Below are 251 nucleotides of genomic sequence, written 5' to 3' on the forward strand. Positions count from 1 at the left end.
GGGTTTTCAGTTAGGTCTGAACATGCTGGTTATCCTGCGGAGTCATCATTTCGATACAGCAGAACAGGTTGCGGCGTTTCTGGGCGTGGTACCCGTTGAAAGATCCTCCGGCACCTCGGTCAGAAATGTAAGCGTCGCATTCAGACCGTATTGACGTTCAGGCAGAGGGAAGCTCGACCTTCCATGGCAGCAGATCGCGGACCCGGTTCACCGGCCAGTCCTGTATATGACCGATGACGTAACGCAACCAC

The 251-nt window shown here is 54.6% G+C and carries 1 pseudogene; it reads left to right on the forward strand.

The window, feature by feature from the left end:
* Nucleotides 1–124 (forward strand): annotated as a pseudogene (locus F7Q90_RS26310) (transposase); the annotation flags it as partial.
* Nucleotides 125–251: the final 127 nt, after the last annotated feature.

This window comes from Pantoea stewartii subsp. stewartii, from assembly GCF_008801695.1.
GTDB classification, from domain to species: Bacteria; Pseudomonadota; Gammaproteobacteria; order Enterobacterales; family Enterobacteriaceae; genus Pantoea; species Pantoea stewartii.